Origin of the sequence: Thalassolituus sp. UBA6592, from assembly GCF_002433655.1 — a bacterium.
In the GTDB taxonomy this organism is placed as follows: domain Bacteria; phylum Pseudomonadota; class Gammaproteobacteria; order Pseudomonadales; family Oceanobacteraceae; genus Venatoribacter.
The window spans coordinates 1-2,588 of the sequence record NZ_DJIO01000103.1; the positions used below are offsets into that span (position 1 = coordinate 1).

General features: G+C 50.7%; 2 protein-coding genes. Both read right to left on the reverse strand.

Translation table 11 applies throughout. The features are described from left to right. Positions 1 to 633: class I tRNA ligase family protein (locus B2Z72_RS09615; RefSeq protein ID WP_297004680.1), on the reverse strand; the 633-nt coding region annotated here is incomplete at its 3' end. 85 nt (positions 634 to 718) lie between these two features. Then, complete coding sequence (locus B2Z72_RS09620) at positions 719 to 2,386, reverse strand: glutamine--tRNA ligase/YqeY domain fusion protein (RefSeq protein WP_296982918.1); 1,668 nt, start codon at positions 2,384 to 2,386, stop codon at positions 719 to 721. Between the last annotated feature and the right edge of the window lie 202 nt (positions 2,387 to 2,588).

A 2,588-nucleotide genomic window follows, 5' to 3' on the forward strand; every position in this document is an offset into this window, starting at 1 on the left:
AGAACATTCAATATGCCAGCCCGGACGACCAATCCCCCAATGAGAATCCCAGTGCGGCTCATCTGGCTTTGCTGCTTTCCACAACACGAAGTCCAGCGGATCTTTTTTCAGCTCGCCCACACCAACCCGGGCACCGGCTTCCAGCTCGTCCAGAATCTTGCCAGACAGCTGACCATAACCTTCAAATTTACGCACCGAGTAATACACATCACCGTTATCGGCAGCATAAGCAAAGCCCTTTTCAATCAGGGTCTCAACCATGGCAATAATATCTCCGATATGCGCAGTTGCACGCGGTTCCGCATCAGGCATTTCGATGCCGAGCAGTTCAGAATCCTTATGCATCTCTGCAATAAAACGCTCGGTCAGCTCATTAAAGGCTTCACCATTTTCGTTGGCGCGGGTAATGATTTTATCGTCGATATCTGTGATGTTACGGATGTAATTCACCTCGTAACCACGATGGCGCAGATAACGGGCGATCACATCAAATGCCACCATCACCCGCGCATGACCAAGGTGACAGAAGTCGTACACTGTCATACCACAGACATACATACCGACTTTGCCTTCGACCAGAGGTTTAAAGGTTTCTTTCTGTCGGGACAGGGTGTTAAAAATTTTCAGTGTCATGATGCTTCCGTAACTATTTATTGCTTTGCGACCGACCTTAAACCGATCGCGGATAATTCAGGTGTGGCAACGTTTTTCTGAGAAATCAGTTAGCCAACGCCTTGTCTTCACGCAGACCGATGGTCAGGTTGAATACAGGTTTTTCAGCAGAGTGATCAAAACGATCCGCCACGTAATACCCTTCGCGTTCAAACTGGAAGTTTGTTTCAGCGGCAGCATTGGCCAGTGCAGGTTCAACACGCGCGGTCACCACCGAAAGAGAATCCGTGTTCACGTATTCCATAAAGTCGCCATCGGTTTTGTCCGGCGTCTGATGGGTAAACAGACGCTCGTACAGACGCAGCTCTGCTTCAATGGAGTGCGAAGCAGATACCCAATGCACAACACCTTTCGGGTTGTCGCCGTCTGCAGGATTTTCACCCAGCGTACCTTCGATCAGTCTGGCTTTAACCAGAGTCACTTTGCCAGCGTCGTCTTTTTCGTAATCGGTTGCTTCAATCACGTAAGAATGACGCAGACGGATACGCTTACCCGGGGTGAATTTCTTTTTGAATTTCTTGCTGTACTCTTCTTTGAAATCACCCTCATCAATCAGAATTTCACGGGTAAACGGAAATTCACGGGTACCGAGATCCTGCTCCGGATGATACTCGGCGGTGAGCATTTCCAGATGATCTTCCGGCAGATTTTCAATCACCACTTTCAGTGGATTGATGACCGCCATGGCACGGGGAGCATTTTTATTCAGGTCGGTACGCAACGCGTGTTCCAGCATGGCGATATCCACCATACCGTCGCTGCGGGTCACACCGATCATGTCACAGAAGGTACGCACAGAGGCCGGCGTAAAACCACGGCGACGCATGCCGGAAATGGTTGGCATACGCGGATCATCCCAGCCTGAAACCACCTGCTGATCGACCAGTGACTTAAGCTTACGCTTGGAAGTCACGGTGTAATCCAGATTCAGGCGACCGAATTCATACTGCACTGGCACACACGGCACTGGCAGGTTAGCCAGGAACCATTCATACAGCGGACGGTGATCTTCAAATTCCAGCGTACAGACGGAATGCGTCACGCCTTCAATGGCATCGGACTGTCCGTGGGTAAAGTCGTAGGTTGGGTAGATGCACCATTTATCACCGGTCTGATGGTGATGTGCCTTACGAATACGGTAGATGAACGGGTCACGCAGGTTCATGTTCGGTGACGCCATATCAATTTTGGCACGCAGAGCACAGGAGCCTTCGTCGAATTCGCCGGCACGCATGCGCGCAAACAGATCCAGGTTTTCCTCTACAGAGCGATCACGGTACGGGCTGTTCTTACCTGGCTCAGTCAGAGTGCCGCGGTACTCACGGGCCTGCTCCGGAGTCAGATCACAGACATAGGCTTTACCTTCGCGAATCAGGTGCAATGCCCACTCGTGCAGCTGATCAAAATAGTCAGAGGCATAACGAACTTCCCCAGCCCACTCGAAGCCCAGCCAGCGGACATCTGACTTGATCGCGTCAATATATTCCTGATTCTCTTTTTCGGGATTGGTATCGTCAAAGCGCAGGTGGCAATCACCACCGAACTGCTTGGCGACACCGAAGTTCAGACAAATGGATTTCGCGTGGCCCACGTGCAGGTAGCCATTCGGCTCCGGTGGGAAACGGGTAACGACCTTCGCCATCTTGCCGGCGTTAAGGTCTTCCTGAACAACTTTGGCAACAAAATTGTGACTGATTGGGTTTGTATCTGTCATAACCATCCGCTTAAGAGTGAATCTGCGGCCCTGTTTACACGATGTTTTTGCAATATCAGGCCGCCACTGACCGTTCCGGCACTTTATGGCCGGGAAAAAGCCGGTATTATACGCATTCAATCCCCTTCAGGGGTACATGAATTCTGCGAGGCAACACATGATTCTTCTCAAAACCAATTTTGGTGACATCAAAGTCGAACTG

What these genes read in the sequence shown, in the direction of transcription:
- B2Z72_RS09620 (WP_296982918.1), bottom strand. Translation starts at nt 2,386, where the DNA reads ATGACAGATACAAACCCAATCAGTCACAATTTTGTTGCCAAAGTTGTT.